Origin of the sequence: Sphingomonas sp. (assembly GCF_013812825.1) — a bacterium.
Classification (GTDB): Bacteria; Pseudomonadota; Alphaproteobacteria; order Sphingomonadales; family Sphingomonadaceae; genus Sphingomicrobium.
Genome location: NZ_JACCSU010000039.1, coordinates 1 through 24,114, shown reverse-complemented (window position 1 = coordinate 24,114; position 24,114 = coordinate 1). Strand labels below are relative to the sequence as shown.

Here is a 24,114-nt window from a genome sequence, read left to right as displayed (position 1 = left end):
TTGAGGTGATGATCATGCCGATCTGCGAAACTTGCGGGAACGACTACGACAAGACGTTTGACGTCTTGATGCATGGGGAGAAGCATGTGTTCGACAGTTTCGAATGCGCCATAAGCGCGCTCGCCCCGGTGTGCGCCCATTGCGGCACACGCATCGTCGGCCACGGCCTTGAGCGAAGCGGCACGTTCTTCTGCTGCAGTCACTGCTCGGAAGCCGAAGGAGTGAGCGGCCTGCGCGACCGGATTTGAATGCTCTCCTCGTGATGTTGAGAGGCCGTGGTGGTAGTAGTTCGTCAGGAAACAACGACTGACACCGAACCCGACCTTTAGGCCCTCCTGATGCCCAGCCTGCTCACTCGACTTGCATCACGCAACGCCGCCAAGCTTCTCGTGCGTGACGCGATCGTCAGCAGTGGCACCCTCGCGTTAGGTCTTGGCCTGATGTGGGTGTTCGTCGAGTTCGGGAACATTGAAACCAGAAACGCGCTGCCCAAAATCGCGGAGAGTATCCTCTCTACGAGACCTCCTTCAGTGAGCGAGCCGCCGCCGAACAACAGCACGCCGCAGACCCCACCTACAGCGCCAGCGAGAATATCGAGCAAGATTCACCGCTGCGTGTTCGTATGCATCACTAGGTTGCGGCCTGTCGGCGAAGCGGGTCGTGGCCGGCGGTTGCGAGAGCGAACGGTGGTTTCGAGAGTGACGTGGAGGCCCGCACCGACGTGGAGGAGGGGCGTCACGCCGACCGTGACCTGCCGAATAGATAGGTCTGGCCGCGACGGTGACGAGTTGGCACAGGGGACGCATGCCTGTCACTACAATCGCCATGCTCACCGCGGGCGGCCTCGCGCCTTGCCTTTCCTCCGCAGTCGGCGGGCTGATCGAGCGATACACCGAGGTGGCGCCGGACGTGCGGATCATCGCCTACCGCAACGGCTACGCGGGCTTGCTCACCGGTGATAGCGTGGAAGTGACCGACGCGGTGCGCGCGGCCGCGGGGCGGCTGCACGCATTCGGCGGCAGCCCGATCGGCAACAGCCGGGTGAGGCTCACCAACGTAGACGACTGCGTCCGGCGTGGCCTCGTCCCGCCTGGCCGCGACCCGCTGCATGTGGCTGCTGAGCAGCTGCGCCGAGACGGTGTCGACGTCCTTCACACGATCGGCGGCGACGACACAAATCTCAACGCCGCCGAGCTTGTGACCTACCTGCGCGGCAACGGCTTTTCGTTCACCGTGGTCGGACTTGCGAAGACTATTGACAATGACGTGGTGCCGATCCGGCAGTCGCTCGGTGCGTGGACCGCCGCCGAGCAGGGCGCCCTCTACGCCCGCAACGTTATTGCCGAGCATTCAGCGAACCCGCGGATGCTCGTCGTCCACGAAGTGATGGGCCGCTACAGCGGCTGGCTCACCGCGGCCACCGCACTCGCGCATCACCAATGGGTCCGCGGCGCGCCGTTCGCCGAGTGGCTGTATAATTCCGGCGCGCGCTGGGACGTCCATGCCGTCTTCGTGCCGGAGCGGCCGTTCGACATCGCCAACGAGGCCAGGCGGCTGCGGACGACCATGGACGAACAAGACGGGGTCAACCTCTTCATTTCTGAAGGCGCAGGCATCAGTGAGATCGTGGCCGCGATGGAGGTGGCGGGCGAGGATGTGCCGCGCGATCCGTTCGGTCACGTACAGCTCGACAAGATCAACCCGGGCCAGTGGTTCGCCAAGTTGTTCGCCGCCGAGCTCGGCGCCCAAAAGGTGCTAGTCCAGAAGAGCGGCTATTTCTCGCGCTCGGCCGCCGCAAACGCCGCCGACCTCGCGCTGATCCGGGAGTGCACGGCCTACGCCGTGGACGCGGCGCTCCGGGGCGCATCCGGGGTGGTGGGCCATGATGAGGAGCGGGGCGGCGACCTGCGGACGATTGAGTTCGAGCGGATCGCGGGCGGCAAGGCGTTCGACGTCTTCGTGCCCTGGTTTACCGACTTGCTGCGCGACCTGGGCCAGGCCTGACGAACAGGGTTGGGGGGATTGGGGCAAATGTCCGCTTCCCACCCGAAGCAGACATTAGAGAGTCACCGGCACCAGTGGGTCGGGAGGAGGTCGCATCGCGCGCCGCGACTGAGCTAAAGCGCGTCAGCTCAGAAAAGTCTGAAAACGTGCCTCCGCCGCGTTTGGGTGGTGCTTGGGAAGGGGCAGTGCGATAACCACACGCGGGCACCAAGCCATTGACCCGTAAGGCTTTTTCTAAACGCTACCGCTGCCTTCGTAATGATGGGGTCAGGTGTTCGAGTCACCTAAGCGGCATCGGCCCTTTAAGAGGCCAGACAACTGCGATCCTTCTCAATGCGCAGAATCTAGAACCGCGGATTGGGTAAGGCTTGGGGCTAGTTTGGCAGCAAGCCGTGCCAGGATGTGCTAAGGCACCAAGGCGAAGCAACTAGCGATTGCCTTTTGCCCGATTGTGCGTGACGCAGAGCATCTGGCAGTTCTTGGCCGAACTTTCGCCCGCCTTGCTCCACGCGGAAACGTGATCGGCATCCATTTCGTTGAGCGCATAGATTCTGCTCTTGTTCGCACCGTGGCCGATTGCACAAAGCGGGCAGTTGGACTCGCCCTTCGCCTCCGCAGCCTGGGTCTGCTTCGCGTACGTCGCCTTCTTCACCTTTTCTTCGAACACTCGAATGTTCAGCAGCTTCGTGTCGGCCGAACCGCCTAAAACGTACTCGAAGATTCCCCTGCGATTTGTCACTTGGGTTAGGACGGGCTCGCTATTTTTCACTGGAGGCGTATAACCGCCCCATCACCGGCCATGATCAGGCGCGCCGGTGGCCGAGAGTCGTGCGACGCTCCCGCCCTATGGAGCACACCCATGAAACAATTTCGCGATATGGCCGAGGCGCAAGCGCTTGCGCTGGCCATTGTGGACACTCTGCCTGAACCGTTCCTTGTCCTCGATGAATCACTTCAAATCTTGGCTGGCAGCCGTTGCTTCTACGAGGTCTTCGGTGATGACCCGAACTGCGCTCACGGGTGCTCCCTGTTTGCGCTCTCGGGGGGACAGTGGGACATTCCGGGCCTGCGTCAGCTGCTAGCTGCAGTCGTTGCAGATCATACCACGGTCGACGACTTCGAGTTTGAGCGGGACCTCGCTAATGTTGGCAAGCGCACCTTTCATCTGAACGCTCTCCCGATTCGGGATGAGGGCGTATCAGGTCGGATGGTCCTAGTCGCAATCAAGGACATTACGGGACGAAGGGTCGCCGAGCAGGAGAAGCAGCAACTCCTGGAGCACACCGAGGAGCTGCTGGAAGAGCAAAAGACCTTGCTGCGCGAAATGCGCCACCGCATTGCAAACAGCCTACAAATCATCGCGAGCATCCTGCTGTTAAAAGCCGGTGCAGTGACGTCCGAGGAAACGAAAGCTGAGCTTCGCGCAGCTCACCAACGGGTGATGTCCGTGGCAGCAGTGCAGAGTTATCTTCATGCCTCTGAAGGCATCGAAGAGATCGAAATCGGCCCCTACCTTACGAAACTGAGCTCCGGTCTCGCGTCATCGATGATCGATCCCAAACAAGACATCGAGATTACGGTCACCGCAGACTCAGGTGTGCTGCCCACCAGTCACGCGGTAAGCATCGGTCTGATCGTCACGGAGTTAATCATTAACGCGGTCAAATATGCTTTCCCGGTTCGGCGTTCAACCGCGCGCATCAGCGTTACTTTTGAGATGGCCAAATCTGATTGGAAACTTACCGTGGCCGACAACGGGACTGGGCGGCGTGCACTCACTGGTGCGGAGGCATCCACTGGATTGGGCACCGCGCTCGTAACCGCCCTGGCGAAGCAGTTGCAGGCACAGGTCTCGGAAATCTCATCGGCCAAGGGCTTGGCCATGGCAGTTACCAGGGCGACTTTCGAATCCCGGCTGCCTCGCGCTGCGTGACGGATGGAGGAAGCCTCCTAGTGTCCGCTTTCCACCCTTTGCAGACGCTAGAAGCGCGTGCAAAGTGAGCTCGACAGCCAGCAAGGAGGTCCGACATGGCAAAAGCACGACAGAACGCGTTCATGAAGCCGGTGAAGCCATCCCGCGAGCTGGCAGCCATCACCGGCGACGCTCCGCTGCCGCGGACCGAGGTCGTCCGCAAAATCTGGAATCACATCAAGAAGAACAATCTTCAGAATCCCAAGAACACGCGCGAGATTATAGCGGACGACAAGCTTCGCCCGGTGTTCGGTAAAGATCGAGTGACCATGTTTGAGATGAACAAGCATCTCTCGAAACACCTGAGCTGAGGTAGGAGCCACTGCCAATCCAATGTCCGCTTTCGACCCAAAGCGGACATTAGCTCGAGTGCTGGATTGGCCCGACGCCAGGCCGCTCGAACGCAAAAGGGGCGGGAGGTCTGACTCCCGCCCCATTCGCTTAGTTCAGTAGGTTAGATCTTCTGGAGATTCAGCGCGCAGGGCTTGCTGTCGCTGCCGGTGCCGACGTCATAGGACAGGCGCTGCCCGGTCGTCGGCGGGTTGGCCTTGATGTCCCACGAAAAGGCGCTCCTCTCGAAGGCGAGATTGTCGCCGCCGGCTTCCGGCTTGATCGAGCCGCGGCCCTGGTCGACGTCGAACGAATTGACGGTGCCAAAATATTTCATGCTGAGTTCCTTTGTTTCCAGGCGCCGGAATCGGCACCCGTCTGCTAGGAGACGTCAAAGATAGGAGGAAGGTGCGACTGAGCGCCCAAGACCGTCGATTGCGACTGGTAGCAACTCTATAACCGCTCGCCGCGAGTAACGTTGCAGCCGACGCTCGACGCCCGACCTCCACTCACCCCGCTTTGCACCCACACTGGGCCGTCTTGGTGCGGGGGGATATTGGCGCTCGTTAGGCAATGTCCGCTTTCGACCCATTGCGGACATTCGGCGAGTGCGACAAACCTGGCCAATGTTATCGCCGCGCTCGCCATGGTTGCCGCTTGTCTCCGGAGTGGGACTCCTTCTCCTCGGTCTTGCGGCTTGGCAGTTGCGCGGCGGTGAACTCCTCGCACGCGTACTGCTAACTCTCTGCGTGCCGCTCATCTACGAGGGCGGTGCGTGGTTCGGGGCGGCAAAGGTGGGCGGGCAGTACTATGGCCTGGACGGGAAACTAGTCCACTCGCAGGCTTACGATCCGCGGGCAGCGCTAATCAGGTGCGCACTCATCTTTGTGCTGCTGTTCAGCATTCTCATCGCTGGGGAAGCTGCAGCGTTTCCAGAAGGCTTCGGTACCTGGGTAGCGCTGGCAATCACGATGTGTCTGTGGATCGCGTACGTGCTCCAGTCACACTTTCGACAAATCACGATCTTTGCTCGGCAAAAGCATCTGGGGCGCGGGGGTACCCACCCGCACTAACGCGATTGCGCTGGATGCTCCTTGTGGAAGCCGCGGTACTCTTGGATCCGCGTGACCCGCAGCCCGCGCACTCCACGGCTGTTGATCGCACTTTGCCAACGGGTGAACTCTTCTATGCTGAGCGAATACCGCCGGCACGCCTCCTCGACGCTGAGGAGTCCTCCTTCGACGGCCGCTACTACTTCGGCTTTGCGGAGCGGGGTCCAGCGGGACGTGTTCGTTGCTGGGAGATTTTCGAGCGTTAGAGACTCGCCAAGCGGCCCAATGACTCTCTCCGACTGATAATTTTTTCGTCCAGCTAGTTCATCGAAAGCTTCCGCAACCCTCAAGAGGAAGGGCCTTTCCGAGCGATCCACGAACTCGTCGGCCAGATCACGGCAATGTCTGGCTTCATCGGAGTAGGATTGGCTACGCATTACAAGCTCCAGGGATCGGGTTGGCCACTGCTTACCCCTTGAATGACACCGCGGAGTTTCTGAGCATGGTTAACGCGCAGTCGGAATGTCCGCTTTCCGCCCAAAGAAGACATAAGCCAGTGTCTGCTTTCGACCCAAAGGGGACATTTGGCACGGCCGCCGATGGGTGTCTGATGGGTGGGTTTCCATAATGCTCAAAAGCCAAAGGCGCTTCCGGCCGCAAATGATCGGCGAGCACCCCTCGGCTCGGGGTGGGAGGTTGATGGGTGACCGCTTCGCCGGCGTGCTAAGGCGTCGCCTAAACTCTTGGGTTCCATAGGCTTCACACTCCGGCCGCCTGTCTCGGTTCATGCTGGTCAGGGAGGTCATCGAGCTTCGAGCTTAAGTTTACGCCTTATGGGCAATGGCTATGTCTGGGAATTCTGGTCTTACCGGCGTTAGAAATGCTCTTAAGCCTTACGGGAGCGACCTAGTGATTGGGTTTCATGGCGTGGACGCGTCGGCGGAGCGCGGCGGCTGCAATAAGTCTTCATCTCCGTCTTCAGATTCTTCGTTGCTTTCGTCAATATCGTCCTCGTACGCCCCGGGCACCGCATGTGAGTCCGTCAGCTCAAATCCCCCAACACTGATGTCGAGCATCCGGGCACGCACATCAAAAGCGAGGCGCACCTGATCCCCATTTTGCGCGGACGTGAGAGAAAACGCGGTTTGCAAACCCTTAGCGAACGTTCCGTCTACTGTTACGGGACCAGCCGCCAATCGCCCCGGAACTGTCGCTCGCCACTCACCACGAGTCATTTCCGCGACGTAGGAAGGCAAGCGCATTGTCCCGTTATGCGCGCTAATTCTGTCTAGTGCAGTCACGCACCAAAGCTTACCGTCGGTAGTCCAGCCGTACTCAGGAGACGAACGATCCGCGCTGATCTTGGCTTGGAGTGCTTCCACTGACCCTGGCGCCACCTCGGCGCCCGCAAGCGAATAAATCCCAGGCGCTAACTTCGAGAGGATAGGTGAGTAGCTCAGATAAATCCAAAAGCTCGTGGGGTGGACTTGGTATTCCTCTATGCACACCTCTTCCAACTGCTCACGGCTAGCGGGGCTCCCATGCCGCGGCTGCTCGGGAAAGGCATGTTCGCCTTAGTCCGCCCGGGCCAATGCGCTCTTGACCCGAAGTTTGACGACGACGCCTTGCGGACAGGCCGCCTGTTCGCCGCTATTGCGGTGTCATGGACAAACAAAAAGAACGGCGCCTCCTTCAGCTGGCAGTGGCGCTCGCGTGCCTAGTTCCTTTGTGCGCGGGCACCGCCGGCGTGGTGCAGGGGATCTCCATGATCGAAAGCGCGGGCGCTGTTCCCGATCTGGAGAGTCATTTTCGTTATCTGTCAGGGCTCCTACTCGGGCTGGGGATCGGCTTTGCCGTGTCCGTTCCAACGATCGAGCGGAGGTCAGAGCTCTTCATGGTCCTCTCCTTCACGGTAGTTGTCGGTGGCTTGGCGCGGCTTTGCGCACTCATGGTCTTCGGCATGCCGGGCACACCCTATGTTCTCGCTTTCGGCATGGAGCTCGTGGTGGTCCCGCTGCTGTTCGTTTGGCAGAGGAGAGTCGCGCTCGCATTCAGGTCCTAGCTTTCAAGGTTTCTCCGCCAGCAGGCGGCGTCACCACCACATGCAGCCGTTGAACGCTTAGCGAGAATGCTGCCTCAGATTGCGCTTTCATCGAGGACCGGAAGATGCGCCCGCAATGATCCCGAACAGCTTCACCCAGCGAGGCATTACTGGGTAAGGTGTCAGCTCAGCCATGCGCACCACCCGGCTCCCCTGATTTCTGGGCCGCCGCGAGCCGCCGCCGCGCCCAAGCGAAGTCGTGCCGCCACATAGTGCGGAAGAGAAGCCAGAAGCCAGTGACCGCAAGCCAAACCATTGCGAAGCCGACAGTAATGATCAGCGGATGATTGAAGCTGGTCCGCTCAGAATAATCCATGATGTGGAGCATCCAGAAGAAGTCCCACCAGCGCCAGGTGTCGTTGCGCCGCTGGAGGAGCTCGCCGGTTGAGCCCGAGACGTAGTAACTGCTGTTGCGCTCGTCCTCGAAATCGATCTTCCAGATAGGCAGCTCATGCTCCCGCACGGCAAACGACAGCTGCGTAAGCGGCATAACTGATTTGATCGCCGCGCTGTCGGGATGGGCGGTGCGCGCGACTGCCGCTGCGGTCGTCTGATCGATCACGAGGGGCCTGCCGTCGGCGGCACTGAACAGTTGCACGCCTTGCGTGGTTGTGGCCTGGTAGACCGTCCCTTGCGGCATATTGCCGAGCCTCAAGCCGGTGACTGATTGGCCGCTCAGAGCCTGCTGGACGCGGGGCCAAGCTGTGGTTCCAGTCGGAAGCGGCGGGATCGGACTTTCGGCCCTCGGGCCTCCCGCGACTTCGTCCATATCAAGTAAGGCCATCGCCGTGCCGCTGATCGCCCAGAGCAGGAACTGCAGGCCGATGACAAGGCCGACCCATTTATGAATTCGGCGCAGCCAGATCGATTTGATCTTCACGCGCGCGCCGCCTTCTTCTTTCTGTGGAAAGAGTAGAGGAGCAGCCAGGCGCCGGAGAGCACCACCAGCAGGGCTCCCCAGGTGAAAACGCGAATCAGCGGGTTGTTGACGTTGTCGCGATCCTCGTAGCCCATAACGTGTAGCATCCAGAAGAAATCGAAGATGCGCCAGAGCTCGTGCCGTCGGGTAACGAGCTCGCCGGTGGTCGGCAAAAAATAGAGCGTCGGTTTGTTCCAGTGATCGAATTCGACGCGCCAGAGCGGCGGCGTGCGCCCGCGAATTTCGCCCGGGATCTCGGTGATCAGCGCGACCGACGCAATCGCTTTGTTGCCGGTGTAGGTGGACTCCGCATTCGAGCGGATCTCAGCTTCGTTCGCCGGCGCTACTGGCCTGCCACTGACGGCATCCACAACCTTCTCGCCCGTTGGAGTCGTGACAATATAGGCGGGCCGGTTTCGAACCCAGGTGAGACGGGCGCCCTCTCCGCCATAATTGGCCGCGACAGCGACCGGATCACGGAGTTGCGAAACATCCGCGGGTTTCGGGTGCGCCTCACGTATGAGATGATCGCCGTGGATGATGTCGAGGTGGATGGCCGTCATATAGAGGCCAGTGAGCGACCAGATCACCACCTGCAGCCCCACGAGTAAGCCCAGCCACTTGTGTGTTTTGCGGGCTATGACTCGGGTTCGCATTTCGGCGCGGGCTCCTAGTGGCTTATGCGGACATGTTGCGGCCGGTGAGCGGCCCCGAGGCGACGAAGATCATCTGACTTGGAAAACGAAGCTACCGGTGTAGGCAACGCCGCCCGCAGTGGCTTTCCAGGCGACAGCGTACCGGCCGGACTCGAGCCCGGAAACGGGGAGGGAGTAATGCTCGACCTCCCCCACCGCTGTAACCATCATCGGCATCGTTCCATCCGGCCCTGTGACAATCACTTCGCCCAGCCGTGCGGGCGGGGAAAAGTGGAAGACGAGCTCGTTGACGGGCCCGCCCACGGTGGACCCACCAGCCGGTTTCGACCAAGCGAGGTTTGACGTTGCGGCCCCAGGCCTTGCCAGTGGTTCAGATGCGGCCGGCGGGGCCGGTTGGGCACAGCCGAGGAGCAGGGCGAAGGCAGCGATCGGCGCCGAGGCGCGCACGTTGGACGTTTTCATCCGCTAGTCTCCTTCGCCCTGTCCCAATCCCATGTTGTGCACATCATAGCCTGCTGATCAGCAGTGCCCCAACGCCCGGTGCTCAGCTGTGCATGTCGCAGTAGAGTTAGACTCCGGTGCAGGCGTAGGTTTCGGTGCAGGCTTCGGCGCAGGCTTCGATGCAGGCTTCGTCGTGTTTGTCTCGGCTGTCCTCGGGCGCGACTCCGCTGCGGGTCGTGGTGCAGTCTGCGCCGCGGGTGCTTCGGTGGCAGGAGTTGCCGCGGTTGTTTCGTCCGGCCTCAGCATCGCCTCAAGCACGCCGATCTCCTTTGTCTGATCGGTTTTCGTCTTCTCGGCCATGGCTCGCACCTCCGGGGTGGGATTTCGCGCGAGAACGACGTCGGACATTGCGACTGCGCCTCTATGATGCTCGATCATTTTGCGGATCCAGGTCTCGGAGGGGTCGGCTCCGACGGCAGCCATCATTGCCTGGTGCATCTGCCCTTCAACCTGGGCGAACGGATTGTTCGGGTCAGCCATCGCCGTATTCATGTCGTTGGCCGCTACCGTTTCGTTCTGGGCGGCTTCTTCATTGGTGCCGCAGGCGGCGATCAGCAGCGCCATCGCACTGGCGGCGCTCATCAGAAGTGTCTTTCTCATCGTCTCCTCCTTCATGGTTTGTTCGAGCCCCCGCTCAAATTAGGTCCTGCTGAAGGTCAGCGAGGTGAGGTCCAGAGTGAACCGTCCGGCGCCCACGGGCGGCTCGAGCTTCGCTGCGAACAGCATGGTCATTCCCCGGGCTTTCCCGGGGAGGTGGATGTCACCGCGTCCATCGGTCTTGAGATGCCGGCGCTTGCCGTCGGCCCCGACGACGTCAACGGGGTAGTTGGCGAGCGGCTTGCCACGCGCGAGGAGCCGGAAGTGGCCGGCCGACGAGCGGCGGCCGACGAACTCGAGATGCGCTCCGAACGAGCGTTCGGCCGCCGATCGGTCGCCGCAGGTCGCAACGCAGACGAAGGTCTTGGCAAAGCGGCGTGACGAGACTTTCCAGGTGCGGGGGCGCGGCAGCGCTTCGACGGCCGCGGCTGCCTTCGGCAGGACTCGATACTCGCCGAGGATCAAGGGAATGCGATCCTCTCCATATTCGACGTCGCGCGGCCTCGTGGTCACGCCCACCGCGCTGAGGCCTCTGCGGGCGCTGAGCAGCTGGAGGTTCAGCGCCTTGGCCCCGACCCCGACGATCCCAACGACAGGATTGCCCGGACCGACGGCGTGGACGCGTTCCAGCCGGTCGGTGGTGACAACATTTTCGGGCGTCGGAAAGCTCGAGCCGACAGTAGCCTGGAAGGGGACACTCCCTGCGCGAGCCGTGGTGAATTGCTGGGGCAAAAGGAAGAAGTCGTGTGCGGCGGCAGCCGAGGCCCAGACAAGCGCCGTGGCCACGCTCGCTCGGATGAAAAGCCTTCTCCTCATTTCCTCTTCCCTCCTCACCAGTTGAGATGCTCGGCGCCATGGACTAGCGCTCCGCCGAACCAGCCCTGCACTGCGATGGCGATCGTCATCACCGTGAGCGCCACGATCATTCCTGCGCCGCGGTCCTCCCACGGACGCCGCCATGCCCAGATGCCGAGCAACAGGCCGCCTAAGCCGATTCCGGTCCCCAACCAACGGTGAACAGCAAGCAGCGGGTCCGCATCCGAGAGAACCCAGCCGCCGTTGAACCAGCCCAGGAGGGCCGAGAGCGGTGCGATTATGCCGCCAGCGACAACGAGGAACTGAACAGGCGCGGAGAAGGCCGGGCGCCTGCGCCCGACAATGGCCGTGAACAGCGCCGCTGGGAAAAAGGCGATCGGGAAATGGACGATGATCGGATGGAAGCGCCCAAGCCAGTCAAGCACCCGCTCGGCAAGTGACATCTGGGATCGGTCTTTGGCCGGCTCCATCATCATCTCGCCCATAGTTTCGTGCATCTGATCGGCGGTCATCTCGCCCGCTGCTGCGGCTTGCCGCTGTTTCGCGGCGGCGGCCTGCTGCGCAGCAAGTTGCTGCTGCTTTCGATGCTGCTCGTGGGCTTGCGCCGGCGGCGAAAGAGACAGGCCCGCAATAAGAAGCACCGCTACGACTAGGAGCAGGCGCATCAGGGGTGTGAAGCGATGCGTGGGAATGGTCAAAACCATACCCGCACTCCCGCCAGCAGGTTGAAGCCACCAGCACTTTCCCCCTCCTCCCGGAGGAAACGGCGGGTGTCGCCAAATGCCCGCTCGTATTCGACACCGACATAGGGGGCGACAAGCGGCGTCACCTGATAACGCAGCCGGGCCCCGATGGCGGCACTGGTCAGGCCGGCTCCTATGTGGAGCTCGGGTATATCCTGCAGCGAGAGATCCACCTCGGCGCGAGGCTGCAGGATCAGCTTCTGCGTGATCCGCAGGTCATACTCCGCCTCGGCGCGTGCTGTGACTTCTCCCTTGTTCGACAGGAAGACCGCTCCGTCGACCTCCCACCAATAGGGAGCGAGGCCTTGGATTCCGAGCACCAGATGCGCTCGGTCGGGCCCCTTCCTCGGGTCGTAGCGGACGCCCGCCTGCACATCGAACCAGGGATCGATGGCATGGCTCCACAGGCCCTGGAGCTCGGCACCCTCGACTCCTTCGCCCCATTCGCCTTCCAGCTCTGTTTTGACCCACAGCTTGTCGATGTCCCCGCCGTACCAGGCTTCGCCCTCGACCACATAAGAGTCGCTGCCGTCGCGAACGCGTGTTTCGATGCGATCGAAGAAGACTTTGTATGCCGGCAGAGCGCCATGCTCGCGGCGGAGGTCCTCCCGGGCTTCGGCCATTGAGGGGGTGCCGTAGACGCCATCCGCCGCGTGCTCGGGTCCGGACAAAGCAGCTGGCGGAGGTGGCAGAACAGGAGGTGTTGCTGCCGCAGCGGGGGTGCAATGGCCCATTGCGGCGTGCTCCGGGAGGCAGGTGGCGCTGCTCGGTGGAGTCGCTGGCGGCTGCGGCGCCGGCGCCGGCAAGGTGCAGTGCCCCATCGCAGCATGCTCGGGGGTGCAGATGGTGCTGCTTGGTGGAGCTGTGGGGGCCGCCTGCGGAGCAGGAGCGGGAAGCGTGCAATGACCTGCGGCCGCGTGCTCCGGCGTGCAGGTGGCGCCGCTTGCCGGCGGTGCTGGGGCGGGCTTCTGCGGTGCCGGAGCTGGCAGGGTGCAATGACCCGCGGCCGCATGTTCCGGTGTGCAGGTTGCGCTGCTTGACGGAGCGGCTGGCGCGGGCTGGCCGCTTTGCTGTGCAAGCGCCGGCGTCGCTGCCCCAGCGAGCAGGAAGGCAAGGATCGTCTTCATGCCGCCTCGCCCTCGAGCGGCCGGACCGTCACGATCCGCATCATCCCTGCGTGCATGTGATAGAGGAGGTGGCAGTGGAACGCCCAGTCGCCAGGCGCATCAGCGGTAAGGTCGAGGTCGATGAACCCGCCGGGTAGCACCCTCACCGTATGCTTCAGCGGCTGGTGCGACCCATGGCCATTGACGATCTCCCAGAAATGCCCGTGCAGGTGCATCGGGTGCGTCATCATCGTGTCGTTGATCAGCCGCATCCGCACCCGCTCCTTGCGCGCGAACCGATAGGGCTCCGGGTTCTCGGAGAGCTGCTGCCCGTCCATCGACCACATGAACCGTTCCATGTTGCCGGTCAGGTGGATCTCGATCATCCGCGTCGGCGCCCGCTGGTCGGTGCGGGGCTTCAGCGAGACGAGGTCGCGGTAGGTCAGAACGCGATGGCTGACATCGTCCAGCCCAATGCCGGGATCGCCGACCCGATCCATAGGCATCGGTGCAATCATGTCGACGCCGACGCCGACCGGGAAGTCGACCTTGGACTTGTCGCGCATGTCCATGTTGCCATGGTCCATTGCCGGGGCTGAAGGCGCACCCGTCGCGGCTGCTGGCGCGGCTGCTCCCCCGTGAGCGGAATGGTCCATTGGCGGCCCGGCGCTGGCGGCCGCTGGCGCAGCCCCTCCCCCGTGGGCGGAACGGTCCATTGAACCGCCCGGCATTGCGCCGGCGTCGCCGCCGCTCGAGTGGCCCATGCCCATGTCCTTCATGCCGAGGGTCGGCCGTTCCCGAAGCGGTGGAACTGCCGCGCGCATTCCGGCCCGCGGCGCGAGGGTCGCGACGCCCATTCCTGAGCGATCGATCGTCTCGGCAACGAAGCTGTAAGCGCGGTCCTGCGGCTGGACGATCACGTCATAGGTCTCGGCGTTGCCGATCTGGAACTCGTCGATCTCGACCGGCCGGACCTCGATCCCGTCTGTCGCGACGACCGTCATCGGCAGCCCTGGGATGCGCAGGTTGAAGGTGGTCTGGGCCGCCGCATTGATGATCCTTAGGCGCACCCGTTCGCCCGGCCGAAATATCCCCGTCCAATTCTCCTGCGGGCTGTGTCCGTTGATCAGGAACTTGTAGGCGGCCTCGGTCACGTCGGAGATGTCGGTCGGGTCCATCCTCATGCGGGCGAACATGTCCCGCTCTTCCGGCGTCATCGGGTCGACCTTGCCGCTCAGCCGGTCCATGAGCGTCAACTTCTGGCGATTGAAGAAGCCGCCCTCCTGCTTCAGGCGGGTGAAAATCGTGTGCGGGTGCATGAAGCTCCAATCGGACAGCACGATCACATGCTCGCGGTCGGATGTGATCGGGTCCGATCCGGCCGGATCAATGATCAGCGGTCCGTAATGGCCGATCTGCTCCTGGAGCCCGCTGTGGCTGTGGTACCAGTAGGTGCCGGCCTGCTTCAGCGGAAACTCATAAGTGAAGGTGGAGTGAGCCTTGATGCCGGGGAAGCTGACCCCTGGCACACCGTCCATCTGAAACGGCAGGATGAGGCCGTGCCAGTGAATAGAGGTGTCCTCGTCCAAATGGTTCTGAACGGCGATACGGACTCGCTCCCCTTCACGAAGGCGGATCAATGGGGCGGGGATGGTTCCGTTGATGGCGATTGCGTGGCCGGCTCGCCCGTTCACGTTGAACGCGGTCCTTGCCACCGCAAGATTGATGTTGTTGCCAGTCAGGGGCGTAAAGCCCTTTCCGGCGGAGCCATGGCTCACCGTCTGCGCCCAGGCGGGCTTGAGCCCGGTCATAGCTGCGCCGGCACCGCCGATCGCCGCAGCGCGCAGAAAATCGCGCCGCTTCAAAGCGAAGTCTTTATACATGATAGCTCCTGATGAGACACCAGCGGTGACGCAGGCGAGCGGTTGAAGCCCCTCGCCGGCCTTCAGACTTGCTTAGCGCTTTTGGTTTTGGTGCGCGTCGGCAGCAGGGGCCTTGCCGCCCTGCTGCGACATGTTGTGGCCCGCGTGCCCGGCACCCATCCCTTGATGCGCCTTTGACGAGGACCCGCGGCTGCTGCCGGACATGCCGGCCATGCCCTCACAGCAGGCGCACATCTCTTTCATCTGAGCACCCTTGGCGGGCGCTTGAGGAACTTGGGCGTTGGCAACGCTTGGAAGTGCAACCGCAAGCGCGATCGCTGTCACAATCTTGTTCATGTCTAACTCCGTGAAATCGAATGAATGGTCTCGATTTCACGCAGCTCGTGGAGGGGGAGTGGCAATCTCTGGAGGAATGCCCGTCTGAAACTCCTGCAAACCGGCCACAGGCACGCTGCCGAGCAGCGGCTTGGCCGTTGGCAAGGCCGAAGGGGTAACCGCAACAGCCATGCACACAGCGACGCAGCACGTCATCACGGCCGGGTCATCCTGGTTCAGATCCATTGCTGGATCGCAGTGACCCTTGTCGATCATCTGCGCATGATGATTGGGCACTGCGGCATATGCCGAGCTGGCACTCGTCAGGCCTGGGGCAAAGAGCACCGCAACGGCGACCAAGATCGCAAAGAGCTTACGAATGCTCATCTGTTGAGAATATGCGCTCATCGGCTCCGCGGTTCAACATGCTGCCTGGGTTAAGTGTTCCGAGTGACACTCTGCGCCCTCACATGCCGGCCATGCTGATGGAGGCGGTGGCCATCCAGATTGCCATCCCTACCATCATCAGATTTTCAGTGAGTGAAACGAAGCCAAGCGGCACATTGCTGGAGCCACCTACGCATGCGCATTTCAGTTCGCGCTTGTCGATGTAGACCGCCTTGAAGACCGAAACGGCCCCGATCGTACCGATGATCAGCGCAATCGGAACTGACAGCCAAGTGAGCGCTCCCGCAACCATCAGGACACCTGCAGCTCCCTCCGCGAGCGGATAGATGTAACTGTAGGGCACCCAGCGCTTGGCGAGCAGATCGTAGTTGAGGAACATGGTCGAGAACGTCTCGATGTTCTGGAGCTTTAAGAGCGCCAGGACGACCATCGAGAAGCCAATGAACCACTCAGCCGCACGGACCGTCAGAATGTCTCCAGTGACGGCATAGCTGGCCGCCACGGCCAAGAGAGCGGTCATCGAGAACAGCGCTATAACCGGGCGGTAGCTTGTGGCCTTGGGATCGGCGACGCGCTTACCAAGGAAGCGGCGGAGGTCGTCATAGCCGCCGACGCGCTCGCCGCCGATGAATATCTGCGGGGTCGTTGCGACGCCATGCTCAGCCTTGAAAGCATCCGTCTGCTCGCGACTCGTAAGATGGTGGTCTTCCACCTCGTAGCCGGCGCGCTTCAGAAGGGCCTTGGCCTTGATGCCGTAAGGGCACGTATGATTCGCCATCACCATGCGGTGGATGACAGCCTTCTTCGAGGCGGTTGGGTGGCTGGCCATGTCCGACATTTTGAAGCTCCTTGAAAACTTGTCGGTCCTCATATAGGTTCTGTACTATGGTACAGAGTCAAGGTCTAAATTCGTTGACCATCGGAAAGCTTGCCGCGGCTGGCGGCGTCGGCGTCGAGACGATCCGTTTCTATCAGCGCAAGAAGTTGTTGGAGCAGCCAACGCGCGACGGCGGATTCCGCCGCTATGGGTCAGAGGATGTCCGTCGCTTGCGCTTCATACGCCAGGCACAGTCGGCGGGTTTCACCCTTGAGCAAATCAGAGAGCTGCTGGAGCTTGACGCCACTGATGACAGGCCCCGCGCCCGGGAGCTGGCACGCGCGCGGGTCAAGGCGCTCGACGAAAAGATTGCCGAGCTGAAGCGAGCTCGGGACGCCCTTCAACGGCTTGCCAAGGAATGCGGCGCAGGATCATCCGGCGCCTGCCCGATAATCAATTCCTTCGGCGTTTGACCTGTTGGCTCCGTACCGTGGTACGGAAGCTATGATCGGTCCGACTCAACAACAGGCGGGAGGGCGAAAGGGACCCGCTTTGGCTCGGTCCGCGATTTCAGCTCGGTCGCGAGCAAGCTACTCCTGAAGAGCAAATCGAGGCAGCACAAAATGTTTTGCAGTCCGCGCTTCGAGCCGATCTCCTGCAACGAATCCTGGACAACAGCCCGACCTTTTTCGAGCGTGTTATCGTCGATCTCCTGGTCGCGATGGGATACGGCGGCTCGCACGAGAACGCGGCACAGCGTTTAGGAAAAAGCGGGGACGGCGGCGTCGATGGCGTCATCGACGAGGACCGGCTTGGGCTGGATCGAATTTATATTCAGGCAAAGCGGTATGCGGCGCACGTCGGCGTGGGCCGGAGCGAAATTCAAGGGTTTGTTGGGAGCTTGGTGGGATTCGGTGCCACCAAAGGTGTATTCGTGACCACGTCGTCGTTCAGTGCCAACGCCGTGGCATACGCGAAGCACCTTCCGCAAAGAGTGATCCTAATCGACGGACAAAGATTGACCGAGCTGATGGTCGAGCACGACGTGGGCGTCCGACTGGACCGGGCCATCGCGATCAAGAAGCTCGATGAAGATTTCTTTAGCGAGGAATAGGGCTGCAGGTAGATTGACCCCTAGATTGTTGGGGACCCCTTAGCCGCTCGCCGCTCAAATTACGGGTCGCGAGGCGTGCATGGCGGACAGACGTTCAGCGCACGGCTCCTAGATCAGCGCGGTACAAGTCCATGCGACCGACGCATCGGCTGTCGGCGGCGATCGTCACGTCGCGATGGGCGACGCCGAACTCCGTCTTGCTGCCGGTCAGCTCGTGGACGACCACAGGGTCCGTTCGGACTTCGTCTAAGGCAATTTGTGCGTCCGCACACTCGTCGATGACGTACTTCAACAGCTGAGCCGCGTCCGCCGGCGCGTAGCCCCAGAATTCGATCGGCAAGGGGTTGGGGGCGGTGCCACCACGCAGTGTCAGCGCAATCCCCAGCGCCATTTCCCGCATCCCGGCCATCTTGGACCCCTTTCGGCTCCGCTCTAGGCGAAACGTAAGACGCCGTCATCGGTCCGCGGCGCGCAAAAAGCAGCATCTTATATGGAGCTCGCCCGAGCTTCCCGCCCTCGGCGGCGGCCCCCCACACCACGGAGAAATGAGATGCTCTCGCTATCCAGCGGGGCCGCCCTAGCGCGCGCCCTGACCCTGCCCATCGACGGCCGACTGAAGGGCCTCCTCGCCACCAGGCGCGACCAGCTCGGCGGCGAGCTCGCCGGCGCGGCCCGGTTCGTCGTCGTCCAGCCCCGCGATCCGCCGTCATGGGTGGAGGATGCCCTCGGTTTCAGCGTCTTCCAGAATCCCGGCGACGGCACCTGGCACGGCGACCCGGACTACAGCCCCGGCTTCGACGTCATCGAGGACCACGGATTCGCCTACGAGCTCACGTTCGAGTTCACGGCCGACTTCACCCACGTGGTGATCGTCGAGAAGGCGGCCGGCATACACCGGAACTTCCTCGAGTTCTGCGCCACGTACGCGCCCCAGCACGCCTGATCTTCCAACCCATCCCTGACCCGGCCGCCGCGAGCGGCCTTTTTCATGCCCGAAAGGAACGCACCATGTTGTCTTACTACACCGCTGCGGCCATCGCCGCGGCACCAACGAGCGCGCCCGTCGATCCGGCCCTCAGGAGGCTGCTCGCCGACCGCGTCCACGAGTGGGCGGCGACCGACCTACTCGACCTGACATACCTGTTGATCGTCGGTCCGCACGACAGCGAGAGGGCGATCGTCGAGGCGGTCGGTTTCTCGCCCCTGGTCAACCCCCTCGACGGCGCCCGGTTCGGCTCGCCCCAGTTCCACCCGCACCACGACTGGCTGGAGCGCCACGGCGGCTGGACCGAGCTGACCTTCTGCATCGGAAACGACGGCTGGGCCTGCGTGATGTTCGTCCAGGACGCCGATGGCACGGACCCCGAGCTGCTGTCCCTGTGCCGCGCCTATTCTGCGCAGGTGGAGACTGACGATGGCACAACTTAAGACATGGCACCTGCTCGCGGGCACACACCTCGCGGCCGGCATCGTCGGCTGGAGTCTCGCGCCGCGCGAGCTCCTCGAGACGGAGGTCGAGCACAGTGGATTCTTCACCACCGACACCAGGCGCGTGCTGTCTGCGGCGGTCGAGAGCTTGCGTGCCGAGAACAGGCTGCTGGTCTACTCGTACAAAGGCGTCGCGGCAGTGTCGGTGGAGCGCGACGGCTTCCTGTTCCTCGACGGGCGGCAGGATCTGATCGTGCCCGCCCAGGTCGGCTATTACGTCGACATGTCGGATTTGGATCAGGACGACGTAAGCTTCGATGCGCGAGCCGCGGTCGTCACCGTCAGCATGCCGCCGCTGACGATGGGTGACGTCGCCTTCGAGCCGGAGGGTGCGCGGACGATCAACGGCGGGCTGATCACGTTCGACCAGTCGGAAGTCGATGCGCTGAGCAAGCTCAACTATGCAACCGCCCGCCGCGCGTTCCTGAAGCAGGCGCAGGGCGAAGCGCTTGTGCAGGTGGCGAAGCGACAGGCGAGGGATAACGTCCGGCGGCAAATTGGGATGGCGTTGCGCGTCGGCGGCCGGGCGGATGTGCGGGTGGTCGCTACTTTCCGCCCGTAAACGGGGACGAGCGAGCGGCAGCTTGTTTTCTGACATGCTGCGGGAGGCTCTCCCCAAGCTAATTAGAAAGACAAGCTAGTTTAAGTACTTTGCGTAGGAAACGTGTAAAGAATGATCTAGAAGTAATTCCGCAAGTAAGGCAAGAGTTATGCCAATCCGTGATTTGCGCGTTACTTGCAAACTCTTGAAAACGAAGTATAATTTCATGCGTCCAGTTGTGGACGTATGGAGGCTGTATTGAAGCTTGACGTAACTACCCAAAAGGAATCCAAGGTACCGACGACAATTGAAGACCCCCGCGCCCGTGATAACGCCGGGGAAGAAGACAATGCAGGCGAGGGCGGCGATCGGTCGCCGCATTCGTCCCGCCCGAGCATCAAACCTGCCGGTATTCGGATCAAATGGCCTAATGATAGAAGGCCAGCCAGCCAGGCGGTTGTCCAAACCGAGCAGTCCCACCCTACCCCTGGCGAGGCGCTCGAGAACGGCCCCGGTCGGGCGATCAGAATGGGTCGCTTAGAGTGGCGGTCTTTTCCTGATCAGCCGCAGGCGGGCAACGTGCCGCCGATGACGATCGCCAATCTCAGGCATCTGCTGGCCTCGGCCGGGATCGTCGCCCGTTACAATGTGATCAAGAAAAAGGCCGAGATACGGATGCCGACGCATCGAGGCACCGAAGAGAACCTCGATAATGTGTCACTCGCGCACGTTATCAGCCTTGTCGCCGAGACAGGTTTGCCGACGGGATTAGTGGGCAACTTCATCGAGGTCCTCGCCGACGAAAATGCTTACAACCCGGTCGCAGAGTGGATCGACAGCGCGCCCTGGGACGGGGTGGATCGGCTGCCGGACCTCTTTGCCACCCTAACCGAGGCACCGGATTACCCGGCCGTACTAAAGCGCATCCTTGTGCGAAAATGGCTGCTCAGCGCCACGGCCGCGGCGCTGAAGCCTTCGGGTTTCAGATGCCGAGGCGTACTCACCCTGCAGGGGCCACAGAATCTCGGCAAGACCCAGTGGGTCGCCTCGCTCGTGTCGGATCCGGCGCTTCGCGACGCGGTCGTCAAGCTGGATCACCACCTGGACGCTTACAACAAGGACAGCATTCTGGGGGCGGTCGCCCACTGGATCTGCGAGCTGGGCGAGCTCGACAGCTCGTTCAAGAAGAATGTGGCGCGGATCAAAGGAGTGCTGACCAGTAACTTCGACAAGATCAGAAGGCCATACGATCGCTTACCTGCGGAATACCCCCGCAGGACAGTGTTTGCGGCCACGGTGAACCGGCACGACTTCCTCGTCGATGAAACTGGGAACTCGCGTTTTTGGGTGATCCCGCTTGTCGACATCAACTACCAACACGGCATCGACATGCAGCAGATCTTTGCTCAGCTAGCGGTGGAATATCGCGCGGGCGCCGAGTGGTGGCTGACCAAGGAAGAAGACGGACTGCTGGACGACCAGAACCAGGGTCACCGAACCCTCAGCGTCGTGGCCGAACTGCTGATGGCTCACCTCGACCTGTCCGAGAAACGCGGGTCGCGAATGCCGGCCGTGACGCCGATCGAGCTGCTCGGTTTGATCGGCATCGACAAGCCCACGAACGCCCAATGCCGCGAGTGCGGTGCCTTTCTCCGCGAGCACCTGGGCCCGCCCAAGCGGATCAACGGCCTCAACAAGTGGCGCGTCGCGACAAGGGAAGACGAAGAGGAAGCTTCGGGCGACGAAGCCGACGACCCATCGCTCCGAGAAGCTGACGACCCGTCGGACCAGGAAGCGAACGACGATGGAGAGGAGGCGTCGACGCAGCGTCGGCGGTCGTTCGATTAGCGCCGGTCGGGGGAGGGAGGGGCAGCAAAAGTGGCCAACTTCCTAAACGGCCCGCACCGGCGCCGGTCGGTCCGGCGGTCGCCGCGAATTTTGCCGCGGTCGCTGCCCCATCCCTCCACCGGCGAGCGGCAACCCCAAGAAACGCATCGGCTTTGCCAGCGCCTGACTGCCACTCAAGGGCGCGCGCCAAGTCGCGACCATCGAAACATCGAACAGCAACCCAAGAGGTGGCCGGGTCTTAGCGCCGCCTCGCAAAGCAATGAAGGATTATCCCCATGCCCAAAGTTCCCATGATGCCGTACACGTTCATCACCGAAGAGTTTGTCGCACAAGCGGACTGCCCATCCAACAAGAGGAAAGTCGATTATCCGGATACGGATTCCGAGTTAATCCTCGAAGTCCGCTCCAGCGGCCGCAAGACGTTCGCATTCCCTTACCGGGACGAAGACGGCAATCAGCGGCGGCACAAAATCGGCTGCTACCCTAACGTCTCCGCGAAGGTTGCGCGGCGCGAGGTCGAGAGGCTTGAACGCATCGACGAGGGCGATCTTCTCTTCTTACTCAAAAAGCCAAGTCCGGGCAGCTCCCTGACCCCATCCCAGCAGGCCGTTGTGGAACGGGCCCAGTTAGAAATTGCCGATGCGATCGACTGGCCGGCGGGATGCATCTCCGTGAGCGTCAAGGAGGTGATCGCGAGCTAGCTAAACACAAACAGCAGGGGGAAGGGCGGTCGTTTGCGCGGCCGTCCACCCACAGTCCTGCTGGGTCACACACATTTGACCGTTTCCGATCGCGTCGGCGCGCCCGGGAGTCAACAAACTTTAAGGAGAAAATTCCATGCCGAAGGTTAAGCTCGACCACGCATTCTGCCTCGCGGCCACTTGCCAGCCGGGCAAGCTCAAAACGGACTACTGGAACATCGGCGATCCCATCGGGCTGGTGTTCGAGAAGCGCTCCTCCGGCGGCGCAACGTTCTACCTCCGATACCAGGACGGCAGCGGCAAGCAGCGGCAAATCAAACTCGGCGGTTTCCCGGAGATCAGTGTCGAACAGGCCCGCAAGGCCGCCCGTCGCCTGCGGTCCGAGGTCGTTCTCGGCGGCGATCCACTGGCCGCCAAAACCGAGAAGCGGGCGGTTCCAGTATACGTTTTGCTCGCCGAGCAGCACATCGCCCACGCCAAGACCTACCAGAGGAGCTGGTGGAGCGTTGCCGGCATCATCACGAAGCACCTGCTCCCCAGGTTTGGGCGGATGCGGCTGAACGAGATCACCCCACAGGAAGTGGCCAAATGGCTCGCCGAGAAAGCCGACGAGGGGCTCAAGCCGGCCACGGTCGAGAAGATCCGCGCCGTCTTCGGCCGGTCGTTCGAGCTGGCGCGGCAGTGGTCCATCCCGGGGGGCGACCGCAACCCGGTTCGGGGCCTGCCGCGCCGGAAGTTCTCGAACGCCCGCAACCGCTATCTGACGGCCGCCGAGGCCGCCCGGTTGCTGCGAGCCGCAGAGCGATCAGGCCAGCCCCAGCTCAAGCCCATCATCCAGCTCTTGCTGCTGACGGGCGCGCGCAAGTCCGAGCTGCTCCAGGCCGAGTGGCAGCACGTCGACCTCGACCGGCGTTCGTGGCTCGTTCCAATGTCGAAGACGGGCAAGGCGAGGCACGTGCCGCTGTCGCAGGCGGCGATCGAGGTCATCCACTCCCTGCCTCGGCTGCCGGGCTGTCCCTACCTTCTGCCGAACCTGGAAACCGGTCTGCCCTTCCGGGACATCAAGAGGGCGTGGGACACTGCGCGGGTGGACGCGTGCATGGCGGACGTTCGCATCCACGACCTTCGCCACTCGGCGGCGTCGTTCATGATCAATGCCAAGATTGACCTGTTCACCGTCGGTCGCATCTTGGGTCACGCCGACCACCAGTCGACCATGCGCTACAGCCACCTCGCCAACGACACGCTGCTCGCCGCGGTCGAGGCGGGGGCCGCGGGAATGGGCGGCAGCACCCCGCAGCGGTGAAACCACAACTTACCCCCGGGCGCCTCGTGCGTCCGGGGTCTTTTCGGGACCTCTTTTTTTTTCGCCAGCAAAGGAAAGAACAAATGACCAACTCATCGGAAGCCCTCTTCGACCGTCTACGCGAGCTGCAAAGGGACTGCGGCGACAACAAGCACGAAGCGAACCAAGCGCCCCAGAGTTCCTGATCTGCATATTATTGGGCCGGGCGATCTATTTGGCCGAATGCCCTATTCGCTTTTAACCAGAGCTCTGGTCGGGTGGGATTGCGGGGATTGCTTGCATAGATCGACTGGGGGGTGACGCGGTCCTGCTCGGGCGACCGGCTCTCATGGTTTACTGGCGCCCGACCCAGCTTGGCGCCTCGGCGCTCCCTTCGGCCGGGCGCCGGGTAACAAAAAAGCGCGGGCCAGTTTCCCAGCCCGCGCTATGGGATCAGGCGATTAAGTCTAGCTCGTGAAACTCTGCATCTTCTCAAAGACGCGCTTTGCCTGCGGGTCGCGCTGGACATCCTGGATGAAGCGCTCCTGCTCACGCTGGTCTAGGCTTCCGACCCGGCTGAACAGCTGCGAAGCAATTGCGGAGAGATCTTGAGGTGACGCCTCGTTGATGAAATTGCTGAGCTTGGTATCGGTCTTATCAAAGACCATTTTAGCCTCCTGTCGCGGGTACATTCCCGCAAAGTGCAAAACGCTTTCAAGGTCGACATGTTGTCGGAATTGACGGTGCGTAACGACAGTTAGACCCTTTGGCCGGTCCGGTGCCATATTTGTTCAGCATCCGAGCTCGGCTCCGGGCGCCTTACGGCCGCCCTTTTGCCCGCACCTGCCGCCGCGGCTTCGGCGGGGACGCGTTTGGCGCAATGCAGGGACCCCGCCGGGCCCCGCCGCGTCCCGGCC

The 24,114-nt window shown here is 62.2% G+C and carries 30 protein-coding genes; 13 read left to right on the top strand and 17 right to left on the bottom strand.

The features are described from left to right. On the top strand, window positions 1-248 hold a 248-nt coding region (locus tag H0T81_RS05125), incomplete at its 5' end, for a hypothetical protein (protein ID WP_294010520.1). Window positions 249-804: 556 nt separating this feature from the next. Next, window positions 805-2,004: a pyrophosphate--fructose-6-phosphate 1-phosphotransferase gene (locus H0T81_RS05120; RefSeq protein ID WP_294010525.1), complete on the top strand. Its 1,200-nt coding sequence runs from the start codon at window positions 805-807 to the stop codon at window positions 2,002-2,004. Window positions 2,005-2,431: 427 nt separating this feature from the next. Here the strand turns inward: H0T81_RS05120 and H0T81_RS05115 are convergent, their stop codons facing one another. Then, window positions 2,432-2,773, bottom strand: coding sequence for an HNH endonuclease (locus tag H0T81_RS05115; RefSeq protein WP_294010518.1), 342 nt, complete (start codon window positions 2,771-2,773; stop codon window positions 2,432-2,434). 90 nt (window positions 2,774-2,863) lie between these two features. Between H0T81_RS05115 and H0T81_RS05110 the strand changes: the two genes are divergently transcribed. Both H0T81_RS05110 and H0T81_RS05105 read left to right on the top strand, forming a co-directional pair. Further along, a complete protein-coding gene (locus H0T81_RS05110; protein WP_294010517.1) occupies window positions 2,864-3,937 on the top strand; it encodes a histidine kinase dimerization/phosphoacceptor domain -containing protein in 1,074 nt (357 codons plus the stop codon). Window positions 3,938-4,032: 95 nt separating this feature from the next. Beyond that, window positions 4,033-4,287, top strand: coding sequence for an SWIB/MDM2 domain-containing protein (locus H0T81_RS05105; RefSeq protein ID WP_294010515.1), 255 nt, complete (start codon window positions 4,033-4,035; stop codon window positions 4,285-4,287). A 143-nt stretch (window positions 4,288-4,430) separates the two neighbouring features. Here the strand turns inward: H0T81_RS05105 and H0T81_RS05100 are convergent, their stop codons facing one another. From H0T81_RS05100 to H0T81_RS05090, 3 genes are all read right to left on the bottom strand, one after another. Next, complete coding sequence (locus H0T81_RS05100; protein WP_294010513.1) at window positions 4,431-4,643, bottom strand: cold-shock protein; 213 nt, start codon at window positions 4,641-4,643, stop codon at window positions 4,431-4,433. Window positions 4,644-5,375: 732 nt separating this feature from the next. Further along, window positions 5,376-5,708 (bottom strand): DUF1153 domain-containing protein, encoded by a 333-nt coding sequence (locus H0T81_RS05095; protein ID WP_294010524.1) that lies wholly within the window; start codon window positions 5,706-5,708, stop codon window positions 5,376-5,378. Window positions 5,709-6,278: 570 nt separating this feature from the next. Further along, the gene (locus H0T81_RS05090) at window positions 6,279-6,740 is read right to left on the bottom strand and encodes a hypothetical protein (protein ID WP_294010511.1); all 462 of its coding nucleotides are present in this window, start codon (window positions 6,738-6,740) and stop codon (window positions 6,279-6,281) included. 281 nt (window positions 6,741-7,021) lie between these two features. Between H0T81_RS05090 and H0T81_RS05085 the strand changes: the two genes are divergently transcribed. Next, complete coding sequence (locus H0T81_RS05085) at window positions 7,022-7,420, top strand: DUF4345 domain-containing protein (RefSeq protein WP_294010510.1); 399 nt, start codon at window positions 7,022-7,024, stop codon at window positions 7,418-7,420. A gap of 166 nt (window positions 7,421-7,586) precedes the next feature. Here the strand turns inward: H0T81_RS05085 and H0T81_RS05080 are convergent, their stop codons facing one another. The 11 genes from H0T81_RS05080 to H0T81_RS05035 form a co-directional block, all read right to left on the bottom strand. Further along, window positions 7,587-8,339: a PepSY domain-containing protein gene (locus H0T81_RS05080; RefSeq protein WP_294010508.1), complete on the bottom strand. Its 753-nt coding sequence runs from the start codon at window positions 8,337-8,339 to the stop codon at window positions 7,587-7,589. Further along, on the bottom strand, window positions 8,336-9,034 hold the full coding sequence (locus tag H0T81_RS05075; RefSeq protein WP_294010507.1) for a PepSY domain-containing protein: 699 nt from the start codon (window positions 9,032-9,034) through the stop codon (window positions 8,336-8,338). The genes H0T81_RS05080 and H0T81_RS05075 overlap by 4 nt, the downstream gene beginning before the upstream one ends. 69 nt (window positions 9,035-9,103) lie before the next feature. Next, a complete protein-coding gene (locus H0T81_RS12760) occupies window positions 9,104-9,496 on the bottom strand; it encodes a copper resistance protein CopC (RefSeq protein ID WP_366474090.1) in 393 nt (130 codons plus the stop codon). Window positions 9,497-9,553: 57 nt separating this feature from the next. Further along, window positions 9,554-10,135 (bottom strand): DUF305 domain-containing protein, encoded by a 582-nt coding sequence (locus tag H0T81_RS05070; protein WP_294010506.1) that lies wholly within the window; start codon window positions 10,133-10,135, stop codon window positions 9,554-9,556. A 39-nt stretch (window positions 10,136-10,174) separates the two neighbouring features. After that, a complete protein-coding gene (locus H0T81_RS05065; RefSeq protein ID WP_294010505.1) occupies window positions 10,175-10,948 on the bottom strand; it encodes a DUF4198 domain-containing protein in 774 nt (257 codons plus the stop codon). A gap of 14 nt (window positions 10,949-10,962) precedes the next feature. Further along, on the bottom strand, window positions 10,963-11,652 hold the full coding sequence (locus tag H0T81_RS05060; protein ID WP_294010504.1) for a DUF2231 domain-containing protein: 690 nt from the start codon (window positions 11,650-11,652) through the stop codon (window positions 10,963-10,965). Then, window positions 11,643-12,314: a copper resistance protein B gene (locus H0T81_RS05055; protein ID WP_294010503.1), complete on the bottom strand. Its 672-nt coding sequence runs from the start codon at window positions 12,312-12,314 to the stop codon at window positions 11,643-11,645. The genes H0T81_RS05060 and H0T81_RS05055 overlap by 10 nt, the downstream gene beginning before the upstream one ends. Before the next feature lie 500 nt (window positions 12,315-12,814). After that, entirely contained in the window at window positions 12,815-14,680 is a 1,866-nt protein-coding gene (locus H0T81_RS05050; RefSeq protein ID WP_294010502.1) for a copper resistance system multicopper oxidase, read from the bottom strand. 72 nt (window positions 14,681-14,752) lie between these two features. Continuing rightward, window positions 14,753-15,016 carry a hypothetical protein gene (locus tag H0T81_RS05045; RefSeq protein WP_294010501.1) on the bottom strand — a complete coding sequence of 88 codons (264 nt, stop codon included), beginning with the start codon at window positions 15,014-15,016 and terminating at the stop codon, window positions 14,753-14,755. Between the two features lie 36 nt (window positions 15,017-15,052). Then, the gene (locus tag H0T81_RS05040; protein ID WP_294010500.1) at window positions 15,053-15,403 is read right to left on the bottom strand and encodes a hypothetical protein; all 351 of its coding nucleotides are present in this window, start codon (window positions 15,401-15,403) and stop codon (window positions 15,053-15,055) included. 58 nt (window positions 15,404-15,461) lie between these two features. Then, a complete protein-coding gene (locus tag H0T81_RS05035) occupies window positions 15,462-16,232 on the bottom strand; it encodes a glutaredoxin family protein (RefSeq protein ID WP_294010522.1) in 771 nt (256 codons plus the stop codon). 56 nt (window positions 16,233-16,288) lie between these two features. Here H0T81_RS05035 and H0T81_RS05030 point away from each other — a divergent pair, with 56 nt between their 5' ends. Together H0T81_RS05030 and H0T81_RS05025 are read left to right on the top strand one after the other, a co-directional pair. Beyond that, on the top strand, window positions 16,289-16,693 hold the full coding sequence (locus H0T81_RS05030) for a MerR family transcriptional regulator (protein ID WP_294010499.1): 405 nt from the start codon (window positions 16,289-16,291) through the stop codon (window positions 16,691-16,693). A 155-nt stretch (window positions 16,694-16,848) separates the two neighbouring features. Beyond that, window positions 16,849-17,334 carry a restriction endonuclease gene (locus tag H0T81_RS05025; RefSeq protein ID WP_294010498.1) on the top strand — a complete coding sequence of 162 codons (486 nt, stop codon included), beginning with the start codon at window positions 16,849-16,851 and terminating at the stop codon, window positions 17,332-17,334. A gap of 94 nt (window positions 17,335-17,428) precedes the next feature. Here the strand turns inward: H0T81_RS05025 and H0T81_RS05020 are convergent, their stop codons facing one another. Then, a complete protein-coding gene (locus H0T81_RS05020; protein ID WP_294010496.1) occupies window positions 17,429-17,743 on the bottom strand; it encodes a hypothetical protein in 315 nt (104 codons plus the stop codon). 141 nt (window positions 17,744-17,884) lie between these two features. Here H0T81_RS05020 and H0T81_RS05015 point away from each other — a divergent pair, with 141 nt between their 5' ends. The 6 genes from H0T81_RS05015 (at window position 17,885) to H0T81_RS04990 (ending at window position 23,218) form a co-directional block, all read left to right on the top strand. Continuing rightward, window positions 17,885-18,277, top strand: a complete 393-nt coding sequence (locus H0T81_RS05015; protein ID WP_294010495.1) for a hypothetical protein — start codon at window positions 17,885-17,887, stop codon at window positions 18,275-18,277. 65 nt (window positions 18,278-18,342) lie between these two features. Next, window positions 18,343-18,762, top strand: coding sequence for a hypothetical protein (locus H0T81_RS05010; protein WP_294010493.1), 420 nt, complete (start codon window positions 18,343-18,345; stop codon window positions 18,760-18,762). Next, a complete protein-coding gene (locus H0T81_RS05005) occupies window positions 18,749-19,384 on the top strand; it encodes a DUF4230 domain-containing protein (protein ID WP_294010492.1) in 636 nt (211 codons plus the stop codon). Before H0T81_RS05010 ends, H0T81_RS05005 begins: the two co-directional genes overlap by 14 nt. A 237-nt stretch (window positions 19,385-19,621) precedes the next feature. Continuing rightward, window positions 19,622-21,211, top strand: a complete 1,590-nt coding sequence (locus tag H0T81_RS05000; RefSeq protein ID WP_294010491.1) for a VapE domain-containing protein — start codon at window positions 19,622-19,624, stop codon at window positions 21,209-21,211. Window positions 21,212-21,486: 275 nt separating this feature from the next. Then, window positions 21,487-21,912 (top strand): Arm DNA-binding domain-containing protein, encoded by a 426-nt coding sequence (locus tag H0T81_RS04995; RefSeq protein WP_294010489.1) that lies wholly within the window; start codon window positions 21,487-21,489, stop codon window positions 21,910-21,912. A 136-nt stretch (window positions 21,913-22,048) separates the two neighbouring features. Next, a complete protein-coding gene (locus H0T81_RS04990; RefSeq protein WP_294010488.1) occupies window positions 22,049-23,218 on the top strand; it encodes a site-specific integrase in 1,170 nt (389 codons plus the stop codon). A 446-nt stretch (window positions 23,219-23,664) separates the two neighbouring features. On the opposite strand, the gene H0T81_RS04985 is transcribed toward H0T81_RS04990, so the two are convergent. Then, complete coding sequence (locus H0T81_RS04985; RefSeq protein WP_294010486.1) at window positions 23,665-23,865, bottom strand: hypothetical protein; 201 nt, start codon at window positions 23,863-23,865, stop codon at window positions 23,665-23,667. Window positions 23,866-24,114: the final 249 nt, after the last annotated feature.